The organism is Streptomyces sp. NBC_00335, from assembly GCF_036127095.1.
In the GTDB taxonomy this organism is placed as follows: Bacteria; Actinomycetota; Actinomycetes; order Streptomycetales; family Streptomycetaceae; genus Streptomyces.
Genome location: NZ_CP108006.1, coordinates 6,357,712 through 6,376,374 on the forward strand (window position 1 = coordinate 6,357,712; position 18,663 = coordinate 6,376,374).

An 18,663-nucleotide genomic window follows, 5' to 3' on the forward strand; every position below is an offset into this window, starting at 1 on the left:
ACACCCCTTGTGCCGCAAGGGGTGTGGGGTCCCGTCACCACCCCCGGCCGCAGGCAGGTGGCCGGCGCACCTCCCCCGCAGGGGGGTCCCCGGGCGACGGTGGGACTGCATTCGAAGCAGCCTAGGGGGGCCTGTGGTGACCACCGCCATGAACACCATCGTCCGAAGGGAACTGTCCGTCGTGGGTGCGCGGGAGGGCCGCGACACCGCGGTCCGGATCCGGCGCGACCCGATCAGGGAAATCACCGAAGACCTGTGTGCCACCGTCTTCGCCTCGCTCCGCCGCAAGGACCAGCGGGAGAAGGCCCAGCACTACGTACGGGGACTGCTGGCCACCTCGGGGCGCAAGTCCATCCGCAGCATCGCCGCCCACGTCGAGGGGGACGCCGCCGAACAGAGCCTGCACCACTTCATCTTCAGCTCCACCTGGGACTGGCAGCCCCTGCGCACCGCGCTCTCGGAATACCTGGAGAGCACCACCCCGCTGGCGGCCTGGGTCGCCCAGCCGATGGCGATCCCCAAGGGCGGCGAACACTCGGTCGGCGTCGGCCACCACTTCGACCCGCACCAGGGCCAGATGTTCCGCGGCCAGCAGGCATTCGGCACCTGGTTCGCCTCGGCCGAGGTGGCCACGCCGGTCGGCTGGCGGCTGTTCGTACCGGACGGCGAGAACAACGCCGAAGCCTCCGCCAATTCGGCGCGCCGCACTGTCGCCGACCCCGGCACCGGTCCCGCCCCCGCACACCACACCTCGTACGAGGAGTGCGCGGCCAGCGGTGTCATCGAGACCGTCAAGGCCGCCGCGATGCCCGCCCACCCGGTCGTCCTCGACGTCCCCAACATCGGCACCCGCATGACGATGAACCGCTTCGCCGAGGCCCGCATCCCCGTCCTGGCCCGGATCAGCCCCGCCGGCCGGCTGCTCGTCACCGACCCGGCGCTGCCCGGCTACGGCGCCGGCCCGCTGAACGCCGAGGACATCCTGCAGTCCCTCAAGGGGCTGCGCGCGCCCGTGGAGTGGGCCGACCCGGCCAACCCGTCGGCGCGCCGCAGCACCCTCGCCGTCGCCGTCGGCGTGATGATCCCCGACCCGTCGGCGGCGCGGCGCCGCCAGCTCGTGCTGGTCGGCGAGTGGACCGACCCGCACCGGCTGCCGTCCCAGCTGTGGATCACCGACCTGACCCGGCTGTCCGCGGGCCGCCTGCTGCGGCTGACCAAGCAGGCCCCGCGGGTGGCGCTCACCTCCCAGCACAGCGGCCAGGAGCTGGGACTGCGCGACTACACCGGGCGTTCCCTGCACGGCTGGCACCGGCACGTCACCCTGGCCTCCATCGCCCACGCCGCCCACAGCCTCGCCGCGGCGCGGCAGTAGCCTCCCCCGCCCGCCCCGCTCCTCACCCCATGCGCGGGGCGGGCCCGGACCCGGGCCCGAACCCGGGCCCGGATTCGGTGCGCCGTTCGTGCAGTACGTCGCGGGCCTTGCGCAGCCGCAGCGCCATCTGGATCTCCAGGGCCCGGTCCGGCCTCTGCCAGTGCGGGCCGAGCAGCTCCGTGATGCGCGCCAGGCGGCGCGAGACGGTGTTGGCGTGGACGTGCAGCGCCTCGGCCGCACGGGTGGGGCTGCCGCCCGACTCGAAGTACGAGTCCAGCGTGCGGGTCAGCTCCGTGACGCGGGTCCCGTCGTAGTCCAGGACCGGGCCGATCGTCGACCCGATGAACGCCTCCACGTCATGGTCGGTGGACAGCAGCAGTCCCAGGAAGCCCAGTTCGCTCAGCGAGGCGGTTCCGCCGGCGCCGTCGAGGGCCGTCAGGGCGTCCAGGCAGCGCACGGCCTCCGCGTACACCTGGGCCACCTCGCGGGCGCTGCGCGAGGGCCCGGCGGCCCCGGTGGACACCGGGTGCCCGAGCAGCGGTGACAGCTCGGCCGACACCTGGCGGGCGGCGGCCGAGGCGTCGTCGCCGGGGACCACGAGCACGATGCAGCCGCGGCGCACGCCCTTGAGTCCGTTCATCCGATGGGCGTACGAGGAAGCCCAGGCCACCGCCCTGCCCAGCTCCCCGCCCTCCGGCCGGGCCACCACCACCACATGGGGGCGGTCCAGCTCGATCCCCAGGCGCCGTACGCGCTCCAGCAGGTGACGGTCGGAGCGGGTCGGCCGGTCCAGCAGCTCCTGGAGCAGTTCCTCGTGGACCGGGCCCTCGGCGGCGGCGGTGCCGCGCTGGATCAGGATCAGCGAGGCCACGGTCTGGGCGGCCATCCGCAGGAGCCGTACGTCCTCGACCGTCAGCGGCGCCGAGGCGTGCAGCACCAGGGCGCCGAGCTCCTCGGCGCCGGCCAGCACCGGGGCCAGCCACACGTCGCCGGGCAGTTCCACGGGCCGCAGCCCGTGGGCCGTCAGGGCCGCCCGCGCGACGGCCTCCTCGTCGAGGTCCGCCGGCAGCTCACCGGTGGAGACCAGCACCCGCCCACCGGGATCCCGGACCTGGACGACCGCGTCCAGCGCGTCCGCGGCCGCCCGCGCCAGCGCCGACAGGCTCGCCCCGTCCAGCACCAGGCCGGCCAGCCGGGCGTGGCACTCCCACAGGTAACGGACCCTGGTCAGGGTGGAGTTGGTGTGGGATCCGAACCGCTCCAGCTCGGCGACCTCCTCCTGGGTCTGCTCCAGCAGGCGCGCCTTCTCGATGGCGACGGCCGCCAGGTCGGCGAGCGAGAGCAGCAGCCCGATCTCGTCCGGGGTGAAACGGCGTACGTCACGCTGGGCGCCGTACAGGGCGCCGAGCGTGGAGTTCCCGTTGCGCAGGGGCACGGCGATGATCGCGTGCAGTCCCTCGGCCCGGGCCACGGTGTCGATGCCGGGGCCGTGCGGGACCGTGTCGTCGTTCAGGTAGTCGGCGCTCCACAGGGGAGCCCGGCGGGTCTGGGCGGCGCTGCCCAGCCCCGTGCCCAGCTCCATCCCTATGTTCTGCGTGGTGGTCTCGCCCTCACAGGTGCGGACGTAGCCGGTGCCGTCCGGGCGGTTGAGGGACACCCAGGCCATGTCGAGGCCGAGCAGGCGCCGAGCCCTCCGGTTGATCACGCGGAGCAGGCCGTCCAGGTCGTACGGCGAGGTCAGGTCGTGCGCGGTGTCCACCAGCGCGGCCAGGGAAGCCTGTTGCTGCCGGCCGATCACGGCGTTCGCGCGCACGGCCCCGGCCAGCTCCAGGGCCCGGGTAAGCTCGGCGACCTCCGCCTCCCCGGCCCCGGATCTTCGGGCCTCGTGCAGCAGGGCCTCGAACAGGCCGGGCGGAGCTTCCTGCGCGAGGAGCTCCAGCACGGCCAGCGCGCCGGACCCTCCCCGGTGGGAACCGATCTCCGGTGCCATGCGTGTCTCCCCTCGTCTGACCAGCGCAAATCAAGCCAGCTCCCCGAACCTAGGTTCCGTCCGCCGAAGGGTCAAGCGGGGCCTGTCCTTTGCGGCCGGCAAGACGGTGCGGGGGAGCCAACTCCCGTGCCCTACCTGCCTGTACGTCAGGGGGCGGGCGGGTGAACCGCCTCCGCCGTGACGATGCGGGGCAGGGCGTACGGGTGGTGCGCAGTCAGCCAGGTGATCAGGCGTTCGCGGACCGCGCAGCGGACGGTCCAGACGGCGTCCCCGTCCTTCGCCGTGACCACCGCGCGGACCAGGATGGTGTTCGGGGTGGTGTCGGTGACCGCCAGGGAGCCGGTGCGGCCGTCCCATTCCGGGATGTCCTCCAGGATCCGCTGGAGCTGCTCGCGCATCAGGTCCACCGGGGCGCTGTGGTCCAGGTGCCAGAACACGGTGCCCGTCATCTGCGCGCCGCCGCGCGACCAGTTCTCGTAGGGTTTGCTCGTGAAGTACGAGACCGGCATCGTGATCCGGCGCTCGTCCCAGGTGCGGACGGTGAGGAAGGTGAGGGTGATCTCCTCCACCGTGCCCCACTCCTTGTCCACCACCACCGTGTCGCCGATCCGGACGGTGTCGCCGAAGGCGATCTGGAGTCCGGCGAAGAGGTTGCCGAGTGCGGCCTGCGCCGCGATGCCCGCCACGATGCCGAGCACGCCGGCCGAGGCCAGCATCGAGGTGCCGACCGTCCGCATCTCGGGGAAGGTCAGGAGCATCGCGCCGAGGGCCACCACGATCACCACCGCCGTGACCACCCGCTGGATCAGCGTGACCTGGGTGCGGACCCGGCGCACCCTGGCCTGGTCGGAGGCGTCGGCCGCGTAGCGGGCGTACGTGGAGTCCACGATCGCCGTCGTGATGCGGATCAGCAGCCACGCGGCCGCGGCGATCAGGATCAGGGTCAGCACGTGCCCGGGGCCGTCCGCGCGCCGCCGCACGGCCTGGAGCAGGGAGGTGGCCAGGACCACCAGGAACGGCGGGCGGCAGCGGCGCAGCAGCCCCCACAGCGGGGTCTCGCTGTGCCGGGCGTCGGCGCGGCGCAGCAGCAGGTCCAGCAGCCAGCCCGCGAGCAGGGTGACGGCCAGGGTGCCGGCGACGGCCGCGATCGGGCGCAGGAAGGAGTCCGTGTCCATGCAGGCCAACGTAACCGGAGGGGGTGCGCCGAAACTGGCACGATGGGGGCATGAACATCATGCTTTTCCATTCGACCTACGGGCTGCGGCCCGCCGTGCGGGAGGCGGCCGACCGGCTGCGCGCGGCCGGGCACCAGGTCCAGGTGCCGGACCTCTTCGAGGGGCGCACCTTCGAGACCGTCGAGGAGGGCATGGCCCACCAGGAGGAGATCGGCCGCGACGAGCTGCTCAAGCGGGCGATCCTGGCCTCGGCCCCGTACTCCGACCAGGGCCTGGTCTACGCCGGCTTCTCCTTCGGGGGCTCCATCGCCCAGCACCTGGCGCTCGCCGACGAGAAGGCGCGCGGGCTGCTGCTCCTGCACGGGACGGCCGACCTGGAGGAGGGCGTCTACGTCGACGAGCTGCCGGTGCAGCTGCACATCGCCGACCCGGACCCCTTCGAGCCGCACGACTGGCTGACGGCCTGGTACCTGCGGATGCGCAAGGCCGGGGCGGACGTGGAGGTCCACGGTTATCCGGGGGCCGGGCACCTGTTCACCGACCCGGGACTGGACGACTACGACGCCGAGGCGGCGGAGCAGGCCTGGTCGGTGGCCCTCGCCTTCCTCGACGGTCTCTAGGCCGGTCTCTCGGCCGGTCTCTCCGACGGTCTTCGGGCGGAACACGGCAATGGGGCCCCGCGTGCGGGGCCCCATCGTCATGACTGCGTCAGAGCGCCGGAGCGTCAGCCGCGGTAGGCCGTCCACATGCTCTTCATGCGGGCCACCTGGCCCGCGGTGAACTGGTACATGCAGTTGTCGTACGTGTAGTCCATGAAGTTGTGGATCGGGTCGACGCCCGCCTTGCTGGCGCAGGTGTCACGGCCGGTCGGGCACTCGAAGGCCGCGCTCTTCTCGGCCGGGGTGTCCGAAACGGAGTCGCCCGCGCCGTTACAGCCGCCCTGGAAGGTGTGGTAGAGACCCATCCAGTGGCCGACCTCGTGGGTCGCGGTGTCGCCCTCGTTGTAGTTGGCCGCGGAGCCGCCCGGCAGCGAGGTGTCCAGGACGACCACGCCGTCCATCTTCGGCTGGGAGGCGTAGGAGCTGGGGAAGGTGGCCCAGCCCAGCAGCCCGCCGGAGAGGTTGGCGGTGTAGAAGTTCAGGGCGTTCGCCCCGCCCTTGCGCAGGGTGTTCTTCATGGTCTTCTCGGCCGTGGAGCCGGAAGCCAGGTTGTACCAGCTCGCGTTGTCCGTGTAGTCGGTGCCCGCCAGGGTGAACTGGTAGGTGCTGTCGACGTTTCCGGTGCCCTGGCCGGCGTAGGCCGCGTTGAGGACCGCCAGCTGCTTGCTGATGTCGGTGGCCGTCAGCTTTCCGGTGGTGCCGGAGTGGATGACGTGGAAGTACACGGGGATGCTGGTGGCGGCCTCGGCGGCGCGAAGGCTGCGGTGCTCCTTCGAGATCTTGTCCAGCTTCGCCTTGAGGTCGGCGTCCATGGCCTTGGACTGGGCCTCGGTGACCTCGTTCGGCTCGGCCGCGTGCTGGTCCTTCGGGCGCGCCACACGGGCGTTGGCCGCGGCGCCGGTCTCCTCGGCGCACACCTCGGCGCCGGTCTTGGCGGCGGCGACCGTGGTGGGGGCGGCGAGCGGGGTGAAGGCCAGGGTGCCGGCGAGTACGGCGGTACCCATCAGGCGGCGGCGAAGAAGGGGGGATATGCGGGCAAGAGCGCGCACGTGTGCTCCTCGCGAGTGGGGGGTAGAGCGGGAGGGATCTCCTCGGCTGGCGGGAATCTTACGTGCGCATGTCATAAACAGGTCAAGTGCTCTACGTAAAAGATTTGTTGCTTCTGATGCCAAAGGGGCGCCTGGTCTACGCCAAGCGCCCCTCCGGACGGGAAATCCGACGGTGCGTCAGCGCACCGGCCGGTCCGCCCGCTCGACCTTCTGGGTCCCGTTCAGCGTGCGGTACGAGCGGGCCCAGGCGGCCGTGGCGTCCTGGCGCCGCTTGTCCGAGACCACGTAGTAGTCCATCTGCGAACGCTCGGCCGTCACGTCCAGCACGCCGTAGCCGTGGGCGTCCATGTCCAGCCACTTCACGTGCCGGTTGGCGGCCTTGATGGCCGTTTCGGCCACCAGCGAGGCCGTGTCGGCCGGTACGTGCAGCAGGTCGTCGATGTTGTCGGAGGTCACCGAGGTCACCACGAACTCCACGCCCGCCGACCGCGACCACGGGTAGGTGGCCGCCGTCACCGGGACGTCGTTCGCCCAGGCCATGTGGATGTCACCGGTCAGGAAGACGGTGTTGCGGACGGAACGGTCCGTCAGGTGCCCCAGCAGCTCCCGGCGGTCGTCCGTGTACCCGTCCCACTGGTCCACGTTGATCGCGAGGCCGCCCGCGGGCAGGCCGAGCAGCTCGGCGAGGGGAGCCAGCAGGTGCGCGGGCAGCGAGCCGAAGGCCACCGGCGAGATCATCACCGAGGTGCCCACCAGCTTCCAGGTGGCCTGCGAGCCGGCCAGCCCGGCCTTCAGCCAGTCCAGCTGGGCGCGCCCGGTGATGCTGCGCTCCGGGTCGTCCACCGCGCCGCTGCCGATGCCCGCCTGCTGCGAGCGGAAGGTCCGCAGGTCCAGCAGGTGCAGGTCGGCGAGGGTGCCGAAGCGCAGCCGGCGGTAGACGGTGCCCTCGGTGGAGGTGCGCACCGGCATCCACTCGAAGTACGCCTGGCGGGCGGCGGCCGCTCGGGCCGCGAAGGAGCCCTCGGTGGCGGCATCGTGGTTCTCGGCGCCGCCGGCCCAGGTGTCGTTGGCGATCTCGTGGTCGTCCCAGATCGCGATGACGGGGTGGGCCTGGTGCAGGGCCTGCAGGTCGGGGTCGGTCTTGTACTTCCCGTGCCGGGTGCGGTAGTCGGCCAGGGTGAGGATCTCGTGCAGCGGCTCGTGCTGCCGTACGACGTACTTCGCCTCGGGGTAACCGCCGCTCTTGTACTCGTAGATGTAGTCGCCCAGGTGCAGTACGGCGTCCAGATCGGCCCGCGCGGCCAGGTGGCGGTACGCGGAGAAGTAGCCGGCCTCCCAGTTGGCGCAGGAGACCACGCCGAAGCGGATCCCGGCGGGCGCGGTCGTGACGGCGGGGGCGGTACGGGTGCGGCCGGCCGGGGAGACGGTGGCGCCGGCGGTGAACCGGTACCAGTAGGCCGTCTGCGGGCGCAGGCCCCGTACGTCGGCCTTGACGGTGTGGTCGGAGGCGGCGCTCGCGGTGACGGAGCCGCTCGCGACGATCCGGGAGAAGGCCTTGTCCTCGGCGATCTCCCAGCCCACCGCGACGGCCGGGCCCGCGCCGGAGCCCGGTACGGCCGCGGCGGTCGGGGTGACGCGGGTCCACAGCAGGACCCCGTCGGGGAGCGGGTCGCCCGAGGCGACGCCGTGCAGGAAGGAGGGGGTGTCTTCACCGGTGGCGGCGTGGGCGGCTTCGGCACCCAGCGCGGCGATCGGGACGAGTGCCGCCGTGGCCGCCGCGGCCAGGACGACCGTACGGCGGCGGGGAGCCGGCAGGGAGGCCGATTCCGGGGCGGAGGGGGAGAGTTGACTGGTCACGGATGATCATATTACCGGCGGGTATTCGCTCCGGACCAGACCCGTGGAAGCAACGGACGGGCGAACTCTGGGAGTTCGCCCGTCCGTCGGTGATCCAGCCTCAAAGCCTCAGCCGGCGATGGCCTTGTCGATCGCCGTCGTGAACGCCTCGGGCGTCTGCGGCAGCGGGTCGATCTTCTTGCCGTCCATCTTCAGCGTCGGCGTGCCCTTCGCACCGCTCTTGTCGAAGGTCTTCGACATCTCCAGCGCCCACCGGTCGTAGGTGCCCTCGTCGAGCGCCTTCTTGAACTCGGCGTTCCCCTTGAGCGCCGGGACCTGGTCCGCGACGAGGAGCAGGTAGGCGTCCTTGGCGAACTTGTCGTCCTTCTCCTCCGGGTGGTTCGCCGCGGAGTAGAGGGCCGTCTTGTACTCCAGGAACGCCTCGGGGCTGACGTTGAGGGCCGCGCCCAGCGCGCTCAGGGCGTTCTTGGAGCCGCTGCCGGGGAAGCCGTTGTCCAGGAAGGTGGCCCCGATGAACTGGATCTTGTACTTGCCGGCGTCGACGTCCTTCTTGACCTGCGGGCCGACCGCCTGCTCGAAGCTCGCGCAGACCGGGCAGCGCGCGTCCTCGTAGAGCTCCAGGGTCTTCTTGGCGTCGGCCTTGCCGATGACCACCGTCGTGCCGTTCTCGCCCGAGGTGTTCTTCGGCGCGACCACGGGGGCGTCGGCGGCCTTCTCCCAGGCGCTCGGCTTGTTGGACTGGACGACGGCGTAACCGACGCCGCCGGCCAGGGCGAGGGCGGCCACGACGCCGCCCGCCACGAACACCTGCCGGCGGACCTTGGCCTTCTTGGCCTGCTGCTCGCGCTCGATGCGCAGCTTCTCGCGGGCCGCCGCCTTGTTCGCCTGGCTGTTGCGTGCGCTCATCGTTCTCTCCGTGGGGTGTGGCTCCGCTGTGGAGCCGGCTGTCAGGGGGGACTGGAGGGACTGCCCTCGGACCTCAGGCGCGAGCGAACGCGCCGGGTACGCGAGGAGGTCCCCGCCGTCCCACGGAGTGCACGGGGAAGCGGGTACGGGCCACCGTGCTCGCGAGCGCCGCCCGCGGCGAGCGCCGCACCGGAGCCAGGATCCGCGCCGCACGGGCCGAGGCCATCCGCAGCGGCCGGAAGGCGCAGGCGGACGCGGCGCGCAGCAGCCGGCCGAGGGCCCGCTCCCCGCGGTGCAGCCACAGGGAGGCGAGCAGTCCGACCGAGACGTGCGCCCCCAGCAGCAGCCAGGGGGCCCACGGTCCGGGAGCGGCCAGCAGCGCGGCCGGGTCGGCGGGCCCGCCCACCTCGGCCAGTGACCCGCCCACCGGGCTGCCGCCGCAGAAGTCGGCCAGCCCCATGGCCCGCAGCGGACCCGAGACGGGGCCGCCCGCGGGGCCGTAGCAAAGGTGCTGGCCCGAGGTCAGGACGGTGTCGGCGGCCAGTTCCAGGGGGACGAGCAGCCCGGCGATGTGACCGAGGCCCCGCTCGCGTCCGGCCAGGGCGAAGGCGATCGCGAAGACCGCGACGAAGGCCCCTCCCACCAGGGCGGGAGGCAGCGGCACCCGGGACATCAGGACGTGCGAGCCCGTCGAGAGCAGCACGACGACCGCGCTGAACAGCGCGGCCCGCAGCCCTCGGAGTCCCACCCCGGATATGTCCATCGTCGCGAGTGTGCCATGCGTCCCTGTGAGGACGGGCCGAAGGTCCCCGCCTAGGCCAGGATCCGGCCGTTGCGGAAGAGGTCCACGAAGATCTGGTGGTCGGCCCGGGCCCGGGCGCCGTAGGCGTGCGCGAAGTCCACCAGCAGGTCCGCGAAGCCCTCCTCGTCGGCGGCGATGGCCGCGTCGATGGCCCGCTCGGTGGAGAACGGGACCAGCGTCTGGCCGCTCTCCTGCGCGTCCGCCGCGCCGTGCATGGTCGCCGTCGCCCGGCCCAGGTCGGCGACCACGGCCGCGATCTCCTCCGGGTCGTCCAGGTCCGACCAGTCCAGGTCCACCGCGTACGGGGAGACCTCCGCGACCAGCTGCCCGGCCCCGTCCAGCTCGGTCCAGCCGAGCCACGGGTCGGCGTGCGCCTGCAGGGCCCGCTGGGAGATCACGGTGCGGTGCCCCTCGTGCTGGAAGTACTCGCGCACCGAGCGGTCGGTGACGTGGCGGGACACGGCCGGGGTCTGCGCCTGCTTGAGGTAGATCACGACGTCGTTCTCCAGGGCGTCGCTGTGCCCCTCCAGCAGGATGTTGTACGAGGGCAGGCCCGCCGAGCCGATTCCGATGCCCCGGCGGCCCACCACGTCCTTGACCCGGTAGGAGTCCGGGCGGACCAGGGACTCGTCGGGAAGGGTCTCCAGGTACCCGTCGAAGGCGGCGAGCACCTTGTACCGGGTGGCCGCGTCCAGCTCGATGGTCCCGGGGCCGGGGGAGAAGCGGCGCTCGAAGTCACGGATCTCGGTCATCGAGTCGAGGAGCGAGAAGCGGGTGCGGCGGCGGGCGTCGCGCAGGGCGTCCAGCAGCGGACCCTCGGCGGTGTCCAGGGTGAAGGCGGGGACCTCGTCGTTCTTGGCGCCCGTCGCCAGCGCGTGGATGCGCTCCCGGTAGGCGGCCGCGTAGATCCGTACCAGCTCGCTGATCTGGTCGTCGCTGAGCGCCTTGGTGTAGCCGAGCAGGGCGACGGAGGCGGAGAACCGCTTCAGGTCCCAGGTGAAGGGGCCGACGTAGGCCTCGTCGAAGTCGTTGACGTTGAAGACCAGCCGGCCCTGGGCGTTCATGTAGGTGCCGAAGTTCTCGGCGTGCAGATCGCCGTGGATCCACACCCGGCCGGTGCGCTCGTCCAGGTACGGGCCGCCGTGCCGCTCGCGCTCCAGGTCGGCGTAGAAGAGGCAGGCCGTGCCCCGGTAGAACGCGAAGGCCGAGGCCGCCATCTTGCGGAACTTGACCCGGAAGGCCGCGGGGTCGGCGGTGATCAGCTCGCCGAAGGCGATGTCGAACACGTCGAGTATCTGCTCGGCGCGCTGCTCGTCGGTCGTCTCGGGAACCGCCATGGCGGGTGCCTCCAGGTGGTGCGGTGGATCGGCGTTTTTGATCGGGCGCCGCGGACACGCGTCCTTGGGTCTGCAACGGACGAAGGTACCCGTCGGTGCCCGGGAACTGTCACTCGGGCCACGTAGGATTCATAGCTGCCGCCCCTCTCTCCCCGCCCGGAGGCCCCCACCGTGACCAAGACGCCGTTCACGCACCTGCACGTCCACACCCAGTACTCCCTGCTGGACGGTGCCGCGCGGCTGAAGGACATGTTCAACGCGTGCAACGAGATGGGCATGACGCACATCGCCATGTCCGACCACGGCAACCTGCACGGGGCGTATGACTTCTTCCACACGGCGAAGAAGGCCGGGGTCACGCCGATCATCGGCATCGAGGCCTACGTCGCCCCCGAGTCCCGGCGAAACAAGCGGCGCATCCAGTGGGGCCAGCCCCACCAGAAGCGCGACGACGTCTCCGGTTCCGGTGGTTACACCCACAAGACGATCTGGGCGGCGAACTCCACCGGCCTGCACAACCTCTTCCGGCTGTCCTCCGACGCGTACGCCGAGGGCTGGCTCACGAAGTGGCCGCGCATGGACAAGGAGACCATCAGCCAGTGGTCGGAGGGCCTGATCGCCTCCACCGGCTGCCCCTCCGGCGAGCTGCAGACCAGGCTGCGCCTCGGCCAGTTCGACGAGGCCCTGAAGGCCGCCTCCGAGTACCAGGACATCTTCGGCAAGGACCGCTACTTCCTGGAGCTGATGGACCACGGCATCGAGATCGAGCGCCGGGTCCGCGACGGGCTCCTGGAGGTCGGCAAGAAGCTCGGCATCCCGCCGCTGGTGACGAACGACTCGCACTACACGTACGCCCACGAGTCGGCCGCGCACGACGCCCTGCTGTGCATCCAGACCGGCAAGAACCTCTCCGACCCGGACCGCTTCCGCTTCGACGGCACCGGCTACTACCTGAAGTCCACGGAGGAGATGTACGCCGTCGACTCCTCGGACGCCTGGCAGGAGGGCTGCCGCAACACCCTCCTGGTCGCCGAGCAGATCGACACCACCGGCATGTTCGAGGCCAAGAACCTCATGCCGAAGTTCGAGATCCCGGAAGAGGGCTTCACCGAGGTCACCTGGTTCAAGGAGGAAGTGCGGCGCGGCATGGCCCGCCGCTACCCCGGAGGCGTCCCCGACGACCGGCAGAAGCAGGCCGAGTACGAGCTGGACGTCATCATCCAGATGGGGTTCCCGGGCTACTTCCTCGTCGTCGCCGACTTCATCATGTGGGCCAAGAAGCAGGGCATCGCGGTCGGCCCCGGCCGAGGCTCCGCCGCCGGCTCGATCGTCGCGTACGCCATGGGCATCACCGACCTCGACCCGATCACCCACGGCCTGATCTTCGAGCGCTTCCTGAACCCCGAGCGCGTCTCCATGCCCGATGTCGACATCGACTTCGACGAGCGCAGGCGCGTCGAAGTGATCCGGTACGTGACCGACAAGTACGGCGACGACAAGGTCGCCATGATCGGCACGTACGGAAAGATCAAGGCGAAGAACGCCATCAAGGACTCGGCGCGAGTCCTCGGCTACCCGTACGCCATGGGCGACCGGCTCACCAAGGCCATGCCCGCCGACGTCCTCGGCAAGGGCATCGACCTCAACGGCATCACCGACCCCTCGCACCCGCGCTACGGTGAGGCCGGCGAGATCCGGGCGATGTACGAGAACGAGCCTGACGTCAAGAAGGTCATCGACACCGCCCGCGGCGTCGAGGGCCTGGTCCGCCAGATGGGCGTGCACGCCGCCGGCGTGATCATGTCCAGCGAGCCGATCGTCGACCACGCGCCGGTCTGGGTCCGGCACACGGACGGCGTGACCATCACGCAGTGGGACTACCCCCAGTGCGAGTCGCTCGGCCTGATCAAGATGGACTTCCTGGGCCTGCGCAACCTCACGATCATGGACGACGCCGTCAAGATGGTGAAGGCCAACAAGGGGATCGACCTCGATCTCCTCGGCCTGCCGCTCGACGACCCCAAGACCTTCGAACTGCTCGGCCGCGGCGACACCCTCGGCGTGTTCCAGTTCGACGGCGGGCCCATGCGCTCCCTGCTGCGCCTGATGAAGCCCGACAACTTCGAGGACATCTCCGCCGTCTCGGCCCTGTACCGGCCGGGCCCGATGGGCATGAACTCGCACACGAACTACGCCCTGCGCAAGAACAAGCAGCAGGAGATCACCCCGATCCACCCGGAGCTGGAGGAGCCGCTCAGGGAGATCCTCGGCGTCACCTACGGCCTCATCGTGTACCAGGAGCAGGTCCAGAAGGCCGCCCAGATCATCGCCGGCTACTCGCTCGGCGAGGCCGACATCCTGCGCCGCGTGATGGGCAAGAAGAAGCCCGACGAACTGGCGAAGAACTTCGTCATCTTCGAGGCCGGCGCCAAGGAGAAGGGCTTCAGCGACCAGGCGATCAAGGCGCTGTGGGACGTCCTGGTCCCCTTCGCCGGCTACGCCTTCAACAAGGCCCACTCCGCCGCGTACGGCCTGGTCTCCTACTGGACCGCCTACCTCAAGGCCAATTTCCCGGCCGAGTACATGGCGGGCCTGCTCACCTCGGTCAAGGACGACAAGGACAAGTCCGCGATCTACCTGAACGAGTGCCGCCGGATGGGCATCAAGGTGCTCCCGCCGAACGTGAACGAGTCGGAGGCGAACTTCGCCGCCCAGGGCGACGACGTGATCCTCTTCGGCCTCACCGCCGTGCGCAACGTCGGCACCAACGTCGTCGAGTCGATCATCAAGAGCAGGAAGGCCAAGGGGAAGTACTCCACCTTCCCCGACTTCCTCGACAAGGTCGAAGCGGTCGTCTGCAACAAGCGCACCGTCGAGTCCCTGATCAAGGCCGGGGCCTTCGACGAGATGGGCCACACCCGCAAGGGCCTGGTCGCCCACCACGAACCGATGATCGACAACGTGGTCGCCGTCAAGCGCAAGGAGGCCGAGGGCCAGTTCGACCTCTTCGGCGGAATGGGCGACGAGGGCGCGAGCGACGAGCCCGGGTTCGGCCTCGACGTGGAGTTCTCCGACGTCGAGTGGGAGAAGGCCTACCTGCTCGCCCAGGAGCGCGAGATGCTCGGGCTCTACGTCTCCGACCACCCGCTCTTCGGCCTGGAGCACGTGCTCTCCGACAAGACCGACGCCGGCATCTCCCAGCTCACCGGCGGCGAGCACGGCGACGGCGCGGTCGTCACCATCGGCGGCATCATCTCGGGCCTCCAGCGCAAGATGACCAAGCAGGGCAACGCCTGGGCCATCGCCACCGTCGAGGACCTGGCCGGCTCCATCGAATGCATGTTCTTCCCCGCGACCTACCAGCTCGTCTCCACCCAGCTGGTCGAGGACACCGTCGTCTTCGTCAAGGGACGCCTGGACAAGCGCGAGGACGTCCCCCGGCTGGTCGCCATGGAGATGATGGTCCCCGACCTCTCCAACGCCGGCACCAACGCCCCCGTCGTCCTCACCATCCCGACCGTCAAGGTCACCCCGCCGATGGTGACCCGGCTCGGCGAGATCCTGCGCCACCACCAGGGCAACAGCGAGGTGCGGATCAAGCTCCAGGGGCCGCGCACCACCACCGTGCTCCGGCTCGACAAGCACCGGGTCAAGCCCGACCCGGCGCTCTTCGGCGACCTCAAGGTGCTGCTCGGCCCCTCCTGCCTGGCCGGCTGACCAGTCCCTTTCCGCCCACGCGCTGCCCGCTCCGCACGCCGGAAGGCCCGCCCCTGTCGACGGGGGCGGGCCTTCCGGTGTACGCGGGGAGTCGTCAGTTGTGGCCGAACTTCTTTTCCCTCTTCTTGCCGGCCATCTGCAGCGGACTCGGGGCCGCCGGGGCGGAGGCCGGGGGCGAGGATTCCATCGAGGTCTTCGCCGGATCCTGTGCGGCCGAGCGGTCCTGTGACTTGGCAGGCTGCTGGCGGTTCTTGTTCTTGGCCATGGAATGCCTCCGTGGGGGGTGTAGGGGCCAGGGCCGCCTTCACACTCACACAGCGCCGTAAACGGCGCATTTTGGATCATTACCGCGCGTAGTCGGGGCTCCTGTCGGGGAACTCTGAGAGATACGCCACGCCGATGATCGAGTTCCGGCCGTCAAGGCCGTTGCCGTCGGGCAGACTCGGGGAAACCGCGAAAGACACAGAGGACCCCCAGGGAAGAAGAGGGTGGTACGCGTGGACCGCTGCGTCGTCCTGGTGGACGCCGGCTACCTGCTGGGCGCCGCCGCGAGCCTCCTCGCAGGAGAACCGTCCCGCTCCCGGATCACCGTCGACCATGCGGCGCTCATCCAGGGCCTGCGCGAACGCGCCGAAGCCGACACCGAGCAGCCGCTCCTGCGGATCTACTGGTTCGACGGCGCACCCGACCGGGTGCCCCAGCCCGAGCACCGGCGACTGCGCGTCATGCCCCGCGTCACCGTCCGCCTCGGCGCCCTGACCCGCAGCGACGGCCGCTGGGCCCAGAAGGGCGTCGACGCGGCCATGCACGCCGAGCTCACCGAGCTCGCCCGCAACCGGGCCTGCTCGGACGTCGTACTCGTCACCGGCGACGGCGACCTGCTGCCCGGCCTGATGTCCGCCAAGGAACACGGGGTCGCCGTCCACCTGTGGGCCGTCCAAGCCGCCGACGGCGACTACAACCAGTCCGAGGACCTCGTCGCCGAAGCCGACGAACGCCGCGTCCTGGACCGCACCTGGATCACCCGCGCCGTCCGCGCCCGCGACCTCACCGGACTCTGCGCCCCGGCGCCGGCCCCGCGCCCCGAGATCGCCGCCATCCTCTCCGCACCGCTGCCCGAAGCCGCCCTCGCCGAAGCCGCCCGCGGCAACGGCAACGGAACCCGGCCCCCGGCCCCCGTGGAGCCCGAGGAGGGCGGCGTGGCGGCCACCGCCGGGGCCACCACCGCCAACGGCAAGACCGTCCCGACCCCGAAGGACCTCGCGGGCGCCCTGCGCGCCCCCGGCACCGCCGCGCCCGCCCCCGGGCCCGGCCCGGCCCTCGGGGCCGCCCCGGCCGGCAGCGCCCTGCGGTGGTCCTCCGACAAGGGGTGGATCGACCGCGGCGGACCGCTCGGCGAGCCCGCCGAGACCGCCTCGCTGCCCACCCTCGCCCAGCTCACCTCCGCCGAGCAGCGCTGGGCGGACCGCGAGGAGGACATCACCACCGTCGGCGGCGACCCCTTCGAGGTCGGCCAGGTCTTCGCCCGGCGCTGGATGGAACGGCTCCCGGAGACCGTGCACCTCCAGAAGCTCGCCACCATGTACCCGCGCATCCCGCACCGGATCGACGGCGAGCTGCTGCGCTACGCCGCCCGGTTCGGACTCCTCGCGCACAAGGACGACCAGATCGACGAGCACGACCGCTACGCCATCAGGGCCGGCTTCTGGCGCGAGATCGACGTGCGGGCGGCCGCGGAACACGTGGCCGGCGCCGGATCGCCGGCCGGACCGGCCCCCGTCGGCGCCCCCGTCGCGGTGGCCCCGGCGGCCCCGGCAGCCGAGTAGGGGCCAGAACCCCGTAGGCTGCTCCCTCGTGAGTACGGGGACAGCACAGGCGGATACGGACACGGCAGGGGCCGCGGGACCGGCTCCCGACGTGGTCTGCGCGGTACGCGACCTGGTCAAGACCTATCCCGCGGTACGTGGACGGCGCGGGGCCCCGGCCCTGCCCGAGACCCGTGCCACCGACGGGATCTCCCTGGACGTGCGGCGCGGCGAGATCTTCGGGCTGCTCGGCCCCAACGGCGCCGGCAAATCGACCCTGGTCCGCCAGCTCACCGGCCTGCTGCGGCCCGACTCCGGCTCGGTGACCCTGCTCGGCCACGACCTCGTGCGCCACCCCGACCGGTCGGCCCGGCTGCTCTCCTACCTCGGCCAGGAATCCACCGCCCTCGACGAGCTCACGGTCTCGCTGGCCGCCGAGACGACCGGCCGGCTGCGGGGCCTCGGCCTGCGCGAGGCGCGGACCGCACGGGACTCCGTACTGGAAGAACTCGGGCTCACCGGGATCGCCGGCCGCCCCCTGAAGAAGCTGTCCGGCGGGCAGCGGCGCCTCGCGTGCTTCGCCGCCGCACTGGTGGGGGAGCGGCCCGTCCTGGTGCTCGACGAGCCCACGACCGGCATGGACCCGGTGGCCCGGCGGGCCGTCTGGGCAGCCGTCGACCGGCGCCGCGCCGAGACCGGCGCCACCGTGCTGCTGGTCACCCACAACGTCATCGAGGCCGAGACCGTCCTCGACCGGGTCGCCGTCATCGACCAGGGCCGGGTCATCGCCTGCGACACCCCGGGCGGGCTCAAGGCCAGGGTGTCCGGCGAGGTCCGGCTCGAACTGGTCTGGCGCGAGTCCGCTCCGCTGGGTTTTCCCGAGGTCGCGGAGCTGCGCGAGCTCGCAGTGGAGACGGGGCGGCGCTGGGTGCTGCGACTCGGGCCCGACGAGGCGCGGGCCGCCGTGGCCGCGGTGACCGGCGGCCCGGCCTTCGCCGCCCTCGACGATTTCACGCTGGCCACGCCGAGCCTGGAGGACGTGTACCTCGCGCTGGGCGGGAAGATGAAAGGGCTGGTGAAGTCGTGAGCGATCGTCCGGCAGGCGCTGTCGCGCCGATCGGGGCCGCGTCGATGGTCGGCACGCCCACCAACGGCGTGCTGACCGCCACCGCCACCTCACCCGCGACCTCCGGGCAGGGCGCCGCCTCGCCGAACGCGGTCCGACAGCTCGCCACCGCGCCGCTGGCACCCCGCGCCCGGTTCTTCCCGGCGCTGGCCGCCGTCTACCGGGCCCAGCTGTCCCGCGCGCGGGTCTCGCGGATCCCGCTGCTGTTCGTGGCCACCTTCCAGTCCGTCGGGATCATGATCCTGATGCGGGGCGTGGTCGACGGGGGCTCCGAGGCGCGGGCCGTCGTCGCCGGTTCCTCCGTGCTGGTCGTCGCCTTCGTCGCGCTGAACCTGCTCGCGCAGTACTTCGGGCAGCTCCGGGCCAGCGGCGGGCTCGACCACTACGCCACCCTGCCGGTGCCGCCCGCGTCCGTGGTGCTGGGCGCGGCCGCCGCGTACGCCTCCTTCACGCTGCCCGGCACGCTGGTGACGGCCGTCTTCGGCAGCGTGCTGTTCGGGCTGCCGATGGGCGGCCTGTGGATCCTGGCCGCCGTGGTGCCGCTGGCCGGCGCCGCCCTCGCCGGGCTCGGCGCGGCGCTGGGCCTGCTGGCCCCCCGGCAGGAGCTGGCCACCCTCGCCGGACAGCTCGGCATGTCCGCGGCCCTGCTGCTGGGCGTGCTGCCGCCCGAGCGGATGCCGGACGTCATCGTCTGGGCGCGGGACCTGCTGCCGTCCACGTACGGAGTGGAAGCCTTCGCCCGCACCTTCGAGCCGCACCCCGACTGGGCGGCGGTCCTCCTCGACCTCGGCGTGTGCGCGGGGGTGGGGGTGCTGTCCCTCGCCGTCGCGACCTGGGCCTATCGGCGGGCAGCGGTCCGCTGACGCCC

The 18,663-nt window shown here is 71.6% G+C and carries 14 protein-coding genes; 6 read left to right on the forward strand and 8 right to left on the reverse strand.

Features of this window, described 5'->3' with window-relative positions; genetic code table 11:
- Positions 1–148: 148 nt before the first annotated feature.
- Positions 149–1,372 carry an IS701 family transposase gene (locus OHA37_RS28840; RefSeq protein ID WP_266909478.1) on the forward strand — a complete coding sequence of 408 codons (1,224 nt, stop codon included), beginning with the start codon at positions 149–151 and terminating at the stop codon, positions 1,370–1,372.
- Between the two features lie 22 nt (positions 1,373–1,394).
- Here OHA37_RS28840 and OHA37_RS28845 read toward each other — a convergent pair whose 3' ends face one another.
- Complete coding sequence (locus tag OHA37_RS28845; protein ID WP_266909479.1) at positions 1,395–3,362, reverse strand: helix-turn-helix domain-containing protein; 1,968 nt, start codon at positions 3,360–3,362, stop codon at positions 1,395–1,397.
- Positions 3,363–3,508: 146 nt separating this feature from the next.
- Positions 3,509–4,537, reverse strand: a complete 1,029-nt coding sequence (locus OHA37_RS28850; protein ID WP_266909480.1) for a mechanosensitive ion channel family protein — start codon at positions 4,535–4,537, stop codon at positions 3,509–3,511.
- A 50-nt stretch (positions 4,538–4,587) separates the two neighbouring features.
- On the opposite strand from OHA37_RS28850, the gene OHA37_RS28855 reads away from it, so the two are divergent.
- Positions 4,588–5,157 (forward strand): dienelactone hydrolase family protein, encoded by a 570-nt coding sequence (locus OHA37_RS28855; protein WP_266909481.1) that lies wholly within the window; start codon positions 4,588–4,590, stop codon positions 5,155–5,157.
- 104 nt (positions 5,158–5,261) lie between these two features.
- Here the strand turns inward: OHA37_RS28855 and OHA37_RS28860 are convergent, their stop codons facing one another.
- From OHA37_RS28860 to OHA37_RS28880, 5 genes are all read right to left on the reverse strand, one after another.
- Positions 5,262–6,200 (reverse strand): zinc metalloprotease, encoded by a 939-nt coding sequence (locus tag OHA37_RS28860; RefSeq protein WP_266913168.1) that lies wholly within the window; start codon positions 6,198–6,200, stop codon positions 5,262–5,264.
- 222 nt (positions 6,201–6,422) lie between these two features.
- Positions 6,423–8,102: an alkaline phosphatase D family protein gene (locus OHA37_RS28865; protein ID WP_266909482.1), complete on the reverse strand. Its 1,680-nt coding sequence runs from the start codon at positions 8,100–8,102 to the stop codon at positions 6,423–6,425.
- Between the two features lie 108 nt (positions 8,103–8,210).
- Complete coding sequence (locus tag OHA37_RS28870) at positions 8,211–9,008, reverse strand: DsbA family protein (protein WP_266909483.1); 798 nt, start codon at positions 9,006–9,008, stop codon at positions 8,211–8,213.
- A 73-nt stretch (positions 9,009–9,081) separates the two neighbouring features.
- Entirely contained in the window at positions 9,082–9,771 is a 690-nt protein-coding gene (locus OHA37_RS28875) for a hypothetical protein (RefSeq protein WP_266909484.1), read from the reverse strand.
- Between the two features lie 50 nt (positions 9,772–9,821).
- Positions 9,822–11,147 carry a DUF2252 domain-containing protein gene (locus OHA37_RS28880; RefSeq protein WP_266909485.1) on the reverse strand — a complete coding sequence of 442 codons (1,326 nt, stop codon included), beginning with the start codon at positions 11,145–11,147 and terminating at the stop codon, positions 9,822–9,824.
- Positions 11,148–11,318: 171 nt separating this feature from the next.
- On the opposite strand from OHA37_RS28880, the gene dnaE reads away from it, so the two are divergent.
- Positions 11,319–14,864, forward strand: a complete 3,546-nt coding sequence (gene dnaE / locus OHA37_RS28885; protein WP_266909486.1) for a DNA polymerase III subunit alpha — start codon at positions 11,319–11,321, stop codon at positions 14,862–14,864.
- A 94-nt stretch (positions 14,865–14,958) separates the two neighbouring features.
- Here the strand turns inward: dnaE and OHA37_RS28890 are convergent, their stop codons facing one another.
- Complete coding sequence (locus OHA37_RS28890; protein ID WP_266909487.1) at positions 14,959–15,129, reverse strand: hypothetical protein; 171 nt, start codon at positions 15,127–15,129, stop codon at positions 14,959–14,961.
- A gap of 232 nt (positions 15,130–15,361) precedes the next feature.
- Between OHA37_RS28890 and OHA37_RS28895 the strand changes: the two genes are divergently transcribed.
- Genes OHA37_RS28895 through OHA37_RS28905 form a run of 3 tightly spaced genes read left to right on the forward strand, consistent with a single transcriptional unit; the run spans position 15,362 to position 18,658 of the window.
- Positions 15,362–16,690 (forward strand): NYN domain-containing protein, encoded by a 1,329-nt coding sequence (locus OHA37_RS28895; protein WP_443046227.1) that lies wholly within the window; start codon positions 15,362–15,364, stop codon positions 16,688–16,690.
- A gap of 28 nt (positions 16,691–16,718) precedes the next feature.
- Positions 16,719–17,756: an ABC transporter ATP-binding protein gene (locus tag OHA37_RS28900; protein ID WP_443046228.1), complete on the forward strand. Its 1,038-nt coding sequence runs from the start codon at positions 16,719–16,721 to the stop codon at positions 17,754–17,756.
- A 44-nt stretch (positions 17,757–17,800) separates the two neighbouring features.
- Entirely contained in the window at positions 17,801–18,658 is an 858-nt protein-coding gene (locus OHA37_RS28905; protein WP_443046335.1) for an ABC transporter permease, read from the forward strand.
- Positions 18,659–18,663: the final 5 nt, after the last annotated feature.